The 8,706-nt window shown below is 70.4% G+C and carries 1 protein-coding gene; it reads right to left on the bottom strand.

Features of this window, described 5'->3' with window-relative positions; translation table 11 throughout:
• A partial coding sequence (locus NA4_RS36110) for a non-ribosomal peptide synthetase (protein WP_157129511.1) occupies positions 1–8,706 on the bottom strand: 8,706 nt, incomplete at both ends.

The raw sequence follows: 8,706 nt of genomic DNA, 5'->3' as shown, positions 1-8,706 counted from the left end.
AAGTCGAAGACGACCTCCCCGACCGGCAGCACACGCTGGTAACCGGTGCCCTCCACCTCGGGATAGACGGTGCGCAGCGCCTCGTGCCGCGCGAGCACATCGCGGATGGCCGCGCCCAGCGCGGCGACATCGAGCGCACCGGTCAGCCGCAGCGCGACCGGGATGTTGTTCACCGCGGTCTGGTTGTCGAACCGGTTGAGGAACCACATCCGCTGCTGAGCCAGTGACAGCGGCACCAGCTCGGTCCGTTCCCGCGCGACCAGCGGCGCACGGCCACCCTGTCCGGCAGCCGATTCCACCTTCGCGGCCAACGCCACGACGGTGGACGCCTCGAACAGCACCCGCACCGGAACCTGCGTATCCAGCGCCTCGCCCAGTCGCGCCGCCACCTGGGTGGCGACCAGCGAGTTGCCGCCCAGTTCGAAGAAGTCGTCGTCCAGGCCGACCCGCTGCACGCCGAGCACCTCGGCGAAGGTGTCGGCCACGATCTCCTGCACCGGCGTCGCGGGCGCGCGGAACACCTTGGCCTCGAAGACCGGTTCCGGCAGCGCCTTGCGGTCCAGCTTGCCCGAGGCGTTCAGCGGGAACTCATCGAGCACCACATAGGCCGCGGGCACCATGTACCCGGGCAGCCGCGCGCCGAGCTCGGCCTTGACCGACTCGACGTCCACCACCCGGTCCGGGTCCGCCACCAGATAGGCCACCAGCTGGTCGCCGGTGCGCTCATCGGCGCGCACCACGACCACCGCCTGCGCCACCGATTCCAGCGCCGTGAGCGCCGACTCGATCTCGCCCAGCTCGATCCGCAGACCGCGCACCTTGACCTGGAAGTCGGTGCGGCCCAGATACTCCAGCTCACCGTCTTCGGTCCACGCGACCAGATCACCGGTGCGGTACATGCGCTCGGCGTCGCCGAACGGGTTGGCCACGAAGCGCTCGGTGGTCAGGTCGGGACGACCCACGTAGCCGTGCGCCAGCTGCGCGCCCGCCAGGTAGAGCTCACCCGGCACGCCGACCGGAACCGGCCGCAGCCGCGAATCCAGCACGTACACCTGCGTGTTGAACACCGGAGCACCGATCGGCACCGAAACGGTGTCGTCCTCGGTCACCTCGTGGAAGGTGACATCGACCGCGGCCTCGGTCGGACCGTACAGGTTGTGCAACCGCGCACCGGTCAACGCACGCAACTTCTGCGCGGTCACCGCGGGCAACGCCTCACCAGAGGCGAAAACATTACGCAGACTGGTGCATTCGGCCGCGCGCTCGTCCGCCACGAACACCGACAGCATCGACGGCACGAAGTGCACCGTGGTGACCTGCTCGTCGACGATCAGGCCCGCCAGGTACGCGGGATCGCGATGACCGTCCGGCTTCGCGACGACCAGCCGCGCGCCGACCTGCAACGGCCAGAAGAACTCCCACACCGACACGTCGAACGTCGCCGGGGTCTTCTGCAACACCACATCGTAGGCCGCCAAGCCGTACTCGGCGTGCATCCACACCAGCCGGTTGACGATCGCCGCGTGCGACACCGCCACACCCTTCGGGCGGCCGGTCGAACCGGAGGTGAAGATCACGTACGCGGTGTTGGCCGGACGCAGCGGCTTGTGCCGATCGGCGTCGGTCACCGGCTCGTCGGAGAACTCCGACAGCTCCAGCTGGTCGATGCGCACCTGCCGGGAGACCGTGGTCTCCAGATCGGAACCGGAGGTCAGCACGCAGACCGGGCGCGCGGTCTCGAGGATGTAATCGATCCGCTCGGCCGGATGGTCCGGGTCCAACGGCACGTACGCACCGCCCGCCGCGTTCACCGCGTACATGCCGACCACCAGGTCGATCGAGCGGCGCATGCCGAGGGCCACATACGATTCCGGGCCGACGCCATTGCTCTTGAGCCAGCGCGCCAGGCGGTGCACTCGCGCAGCGAACTCGGCGTAGGACAGACTCGTCCCCTCGAACGTCACGGCGGGGCTGTCCGGCGTGCGCGCGACCTGCGCCTCGAACAGCGAGACCAGCGTCGCGGCGGCATCGCCCACCGGCGAGGTGAGCGCGGCGTCGACCGGGAACTCGGTGTCGTTCCACCGCTCGATCACCAGCGACCGCTCGGCGTCGTCCAGCAGGTCGATGTCGCCGACGGTGACCGATGGGTCGGCGGCGACACCGTGCAGCACGCGCACGAAACGCTCGGCGAACGCGCCCGCGAACGCGCCGTCGAAAAGGTCGGTGGCATAGACGAGCTCGGCGTCCATCGCCGTCTCGGCGCCGGGCACCTCGCTGAGGGTGAGCTGCACGTCGAACTTCGCCGTCGGCTGGTCGATGCCCAGCTCGGAGACGGTCAGGCCGGGCAGCTCCAGCGCGGTGCGGCCCAGATTCTGGAACGACAGCATCACCTGGAACAGCGGATGCCGCGCCTGCGATCGGGCCGGGTTGAGCACCTCGACCAACCGCTCGAACGGCACGTCCGCGTGCGCGAACGCCTGCAGGTCGCGCTCGCGGACCTGGGCGAGCAGGTCGGCGAACGACTCGGCGGTGTCCACCCGCGCGCGCAGCACCAGGGTGTTGACGAACATGCCGATCAGGTCATCGAGTTTGGCTTCGCCTCGCCCGGCGACCGGGATGCCGATGGCGATGTCGTCGGAACCGCTCAACCGCGCCAGCAGCGCGGCGAAGGCGCTGTGCACCACCATGAACAGCGTGGTGCCGTGCGCGTGCGCGACCCGATTCAGCTCATCGATCAGCTCACCTGGTACGCGGAAGCGATGGGTGCCCGCGCGGTAGGACGCGACGGCGGGCCGCGGCCGACCGGACAGGCGCAGCTCGTCCGGCAGACCGGCCAGCGCGCCGCGCCAGTAGTCGAGCTGCTCGGAGATCAGCGAGGTCGGATCGTCCTCGGTGCCGAGCGTGTCGCGCTGCCACAGCGCGAAGTCCACGTACTGCACCGCCAGCGGCGGCCAGCCCGGCTGCGCTGCCGAGGTCCGCGCCACGTAGGCGGTCATCAGGTCGCGCACCAGCGGACGCATCGAGAAACCGTCGGCGGCGATGTGGTGCACCACCACGACCAGCACGTAGTCGTCCGGGGCGAGCCGGTAGGCGCGCAGGCGCACCGGCGGTTCGGTGGTCACGTCGAAACCGCGCTCGACAAAGGCGTACAAAGCGCCGAGCAATTGCCCCTCGGCCACCTCGACCACGTCCAGCTCCGGAATCGCCCTGGTCGCGGACAGCACCCGCTGATAGGCGACGCCGTCGCGGGACGGATAGACCGTACGCAGCGATTCGTGCCGCGCGATCACGTCGGCGATCGCGCCGCGCAGCGCGTCCAGATCCAGCGCACCGTCCAACCGGACCGCGGCGGGAATGTTGTCGGCGGCGGAGTCGGCGTCGAAGCGGTTGAGGAACCACATCCGCTGCTGCGCCAGCGACAGCGGCGGGTACTCGGGCCGCACCTGGGCCGTGAGCGCTTGGCGCGCACCGGTTCCCGCGTGCGACTCGACCCGCGCGGCCAACGCGGCCACGGTCGGCGCCTCGAACAGCACCCGCACGCCGATGTCGGTGTTCAGCGCCGCGCTCAGCCGGGCGGTCACCTGGGTGGCCACCAGCGAGTTGCCCCCCAGCTCGAAGAAGTCGTCGTCCACGCCGACGCGCGGCACGCCGAGCAGATCGGCGAAAACCTCCGCCACGATCTCCTCGATCGGCGTGGACGGGGCACGGAACACCTTGGCCTCGAACACCGGCGCCGGCAGCGCCTTGCGATCGAGCTTGCCGGAAGCGTTGACCGGGAACGCGTTCAGCACGACCAGCGCGGCCGGGATCATGTAGCCCGGCAGCGCGGTGGCCAGCGCGGCCTTCACCTCGTCGATGTCGACGGTCGTGTCGGCCTCGGCCACCAGGTAACCGACCAGCTGGTCACCCGCGTGGGCGTCGGAGCGCAGCACGACCACCGACTGGGCGATACCCGGCTGCGCCAGCAGCGCGGCCTCGATCTCGCCCAGCTCGATGCGCAGACCGCGCAGCTTCACCTGGAAGTCGGTGCGGCCCAGGTAGTCCAGCTCGCCGTCGGCGGTCCAGGTCACCAGGTCGCCGGTACGGTAGATCCGCTCACCCGGCGCGCCGTACGGGTTGGCGACGAACCGGTCCGCGGTCAGGTCCGGACGGCCCAGGTAGCCCAGCGCCAGCTGATCGCCCGCGAGATACAGCTCACCCGCGACACCCGGCGCGACCGGGTGCAGACGGCTGTCCAGCACGAAGACGCGGGTGTTCCACACCGGGCGCCCGATCGGCACCGACACCGTATCCGCGTCCGTCGCTTCGTGATAGGTCACGTCGACCGCGGCCTCGGTGGGGCCGTACAGGTTGTGCAACCGCGCGCCGGTCAGCTCACGCAAACGCTGTGCTGTCTGCGCGGGCAGCGCCTCACCGGAGGCGAAGACCTGCCGCAGCCGCGGCGCGGCGAGACCGTCGCCGTTCTCGTTGCCCAGCGTGGCGACGAAGACCGAGAGCATCGACGGCACGAAATGCGCTGTGGTGATGTGCTTCTCGGCGATGATCTGGGACAGGTACACCGGGTCGCGGTGCCCGTCCGGGCGCGCGACGACCAACCTGGCACCGGTCTGCAACGGCCAGAAGAACTCCCACACCGACACGTCGAACGTGGCGGGGGTCTTCTGCAGCACCGCGTCCTCGGGACCGATCGGGTACTGGTGCTGCATCCACAGCAACCGGTTGACGATCGCGGCGTGGCTGACCGCCACACCCTTCGGGCGTCCGGTGGAGCCGGAGGTGAAGATCACGTACGCGGTGTTCTCCGGGTGCAACGGCTGCGTGCGCTCGGCGTCGGTGATCGGCGCGCCGCTGGTGGCGGCGAAGCCGGGCACCCCTTCGATGCCCTCGACCGACAACACCGTCACCTGCGGCTGCGGGTCGAAGTCGAATCCGTCCGCCGAGCGGTACAGGATCATCCGCGGCCGCGCGGTCTCGATGATGTAGTTGACGCGGTCGGCGGGCTGGTCCGGGTCCAGCGGGACGTAGGCCGCGCCGGTCTGCACCACCGCGTACATCGCGACGACCAGCTCGGTCGAGCGCCGCAGCGCCAGCGCCACCAGCGATTCGGGGCCGACGCCCGCGCCGATCAGCTGCCGCGCGATGCGGTTGGCCCGCTCCTGGAACTGGCGATAGGTCAGCCGCTCGTCGTCGAATTCCAGCGCGATCGCGTCGGGCGTTGCCGCCGCCTGCGCGTCGAACAGCGAGATCAGCGTCGCGTGCTGATCCACCGGGTGTCCGGTGTCGTTCCAATCGACCAGCACCCGCGCGTGCTCCTCGGGCGCGAGCAGGTCGATGTCACCGATCGGGACGTTCGGATCGGCGGTCACGGCCGCGAGGATGCGATCGAGGCGTCGGGCGAACGCCGCGACGGTCGGTTCGTCGAAAAGATCCAGCGCGTAGGAGAACTCGGCCGACATGCCCGCCGCCTCGCCCAGTTCGTCCTGGGTCTCCGAGAGGGTCAGCTGCAGATCGAACTTGGCCAGGCGGGCGTCGTAGTCGATGCCGTTGACCGAGAGACCGGGCAGCTCCAGGCTGGCCTGCCTGGTGTTCTGGAAGGTCAGCATCACCTGGAACAGCGGGTGCCGCGCCTGCGAGCGGGCCGGGTTGAGCACCTCGACCAGCCGCTCGAACGGCACGTCCGCGTGCGCGAACGCGTGCAGGTCGATCTCGCGGGCCTGCGCGAGCAGATCGGCGAAAGAGTCGCCGGAATCGACCGCGGTACGCAGCACCAGGGTGTTGACGAACATGCCGATCAGGTCGTCCAGCGCGGCCTCACCACGACCGGCGACCGGCGTGCCGATGGCGATGTCGCCGGTGCCGCTGGCCCTGGCCAGCAGTACCGCGAGCGCGCTGTGCAGCACCATGAACAGCGAGGCATTGTGCCTGCGGCCCAGCTCGACCAGGGCGCGCTGGGTCTCGCCGGAGATCACGAACGGGTAGGTGCCGCCGCGGTAGGAGGCGACGGCGGGGCGCGGCCGATCCGACGGCAGCACCAATTCGTCCGGCAGATCGGCCAGTTCGCGCGTCCAGTAGCGGATCTGGTTGGCGATCAGCGAACTCGGGTCGTCCTCGGCGCCGAGCACCTCGCGCTGCCACAGCGCGTAGTCGGCGTACTGCACCGGCAGCGCCGACCAGGCCGGGGCCTCCCAGGACGTGCGGGCGGCGTAGGCCACCATGACGTCGCGGGCCAGCGGACCCATCGACCAGCCGTCGGCCGAGATGTGGTGCACCACCATGCCGAGCACGTACTCGGTCTCGCTGATCTCGAACAGCCGTGCGTGCAGCGGTACTTCGCTGGTCACGTCGAACGCCATCGAGGCCAGCTCGACCAGGTGATCGATCAGGTTGTGCTCGGTCACCGGCACCGGGGTCAGGTCCGGGACGATCTGCGCGGCGTCCAGCACCACCTGCACCGGGCCGCTCTTGGTCTCCGGGAACACCGTGCGCAGCGACTCGTGCCGGTCGATCACGTCGATGACCGCGACCTGCAGCGCGGCGATGTCCAGGTCACCGGACAGCCGGATCGCGACCGGGATGTTGTTCACCGCCGAGGAGGTGTCGAACCGGTTGAGGAACCACATGCGCTGCTGCGCGAGCGACAGCGGCACCTGCTCCGGGCGCTGCCTGGCGACCAGCGCCTTGCGTGCGCCGTCGCCCGCGTGCGACTCCACCCGCGCGGCCAGCGCCGCGACCGTGGACGCCTCGAACAGCATGCGCACCGGCACCCGGGTGTCCAGCGCGATGCCGAGGCGGGAGGCGACCTGGGTGGCGATCAGCGAGTTGCCGCCCAGTTCGAAGAAGTCGTCGTCCACGCCGACGCGGGAGATGCCGAGCACCTCACCGAAGATCTGCGCGACGATCTCCTCGATCGGCGTTGTCGGGGCGCGGAATTCGCGCACCTCGAACACCGGGGCGGGCAGCGCCTTGCGGTCCAGCTTGCCGGACGCGTTGAGCGGGAACGCCTCCAGCACCACGATCGCCGAGGGCACCATGTAGGCGGGCAGCGTGCGGTGCAGCGCGTTCTTGATGTTGTCCAGGTCGACCGGGCCACCGGTGGTGACCACGTAGGCGACCAACTGGTCGCCGGCGACCGTGTCCAGCACCAGCACCACGGCCTGGGTGACGGCCGGATGCTCCAGCAGGGCGGCCTCGATCTCGCCGAGCTCGATGCGCTGGCCGCGGAACTTCACCTGGAAGTCGGTGCGGCCGATGTACTCCAGCGCGCCCGCGCTGCCGACTTCCGGATCGCGCGGCTGCACCCAGCGCACCAGGTCGCCGGTGCGGTACAGGCGGGAGCCGGGCGCGCCGAACGGGTCGGCGACGAAACGCTCTGCGGACAGGTCGGGGCGGCCGTGGTAGCCGCGGGCGGTCTGCGCGCCGCCGAGGTACAGCTCGCCGGGCACGCCGACCGGAACCGGATTCAGGCCCTCGTCCAGCACGTAGGTCTGCGCGTTCCACACCGGGCGGCCGATCGGCACCGTCGTGGGCGCAACCTCGTTGAGCTGCCACGCGGTGGCGTGCACGGTGAACTCGGTGGGACCGTACAGGTTGTGCACCGCGGCGGTGGAGAACTGCCGGAACGCGGTCACGGTCGCGGGCGGCAGCGCCTCACCGGCGACGAGAACCGCACGCAGCGAGGCGCATTCGGCCGTGGACGCGGCGCCGGCGAACACCGAGAGCATCGACGGCACGAACGAGGTCATGGTGACCCGGTGCCGTCCGATGATCTCCGACAGGTACATCGGGTCGCGGTGGCCGTCGGGCGCGGCGATCAGCATGCGGGCGCCGACGGCCAGCGTGCCGAACAGCTCCCACACCGACACGTCGAAGGTGACCGGCGTCTTCTGCAGGATCACATCGGCGGGGCCGATCCGGTATTCGCCGGTGATCCAGGCGATCTGGTTGACCACCGAGGCGTGGCTGACCGCGACGCCCTTGGGGCGGCCGGTGGAGCCGGAGGTGTAGAGCACGTAGGCCGTGTTGGTCGCGCGCAGCGGCGCGCGACGCTCGGCGTCGGTGATCGGTCCGTCGCCGAATCCGCTGAGGTCCAGGGTGTCCAGCGTGAGCACCGGGATGCCGGCGGCGGTGACGTTGTCCGCGGTGGTGGTCAGCACGCACACCGGTGCCGAGCTGTCCAGCACGTATTCGGTGCGCTCGGCCGGGTGGTCCGGGTCGATCGGCACGTAGCCGCCGCCCGCGGTCATGGTGGCGTAGATCGCCACCAGCATGTCCACCGACCGGCGGATGCCGACCGCGACCAGCGACTCCGGGCCGACGCCCGCGTCGATCAGCTTGCGCGCCAGGCGATTCACGCGCGCGGCGAACTCGGCGTAGGTGAGCTCGACCGGAAGGCCGAACTCATCTACCGCGCGCGTGCCGCCGTCGAACACCACGGCGGGGTCGCCGGGCCTGGCCCGCACCTGCTCCTCGAACAGTTCGAGCACGGTGGCCGCGGGCAGATCGTGCCGCGTCTGGTTCCACTCGGTGAGCACGCGGGCGCGCTCGGCCTCGTCGAGGATCTCGATGTCGCGCACGGCGGTCTCCGGCGCGGCGACGGCGGCTTCGAGCACGCGCAGGTAGCGGCGGCCGAACTCGGCGACGGTCGGGGCGTCGAACAGGTCGGTGGCGAAGGAGATCACCGCGGCCATGCCCGCGGGCTCACCGTGC

It is taken from the genome of Nocardia amamiensis NBRC 102102 (genome assembly GCF_001612745.1).
GTDB classification, from domain to species: domain Bacteria; phylum Actinomycetota; class Actinomycetes; order Mycobacteriales; family Mycobacteriaceae; genus Nocardia; species Nocardia amamiensis.
This window is presented reverse-complemented; position numbering and strand designations above follow the sequence as displayed.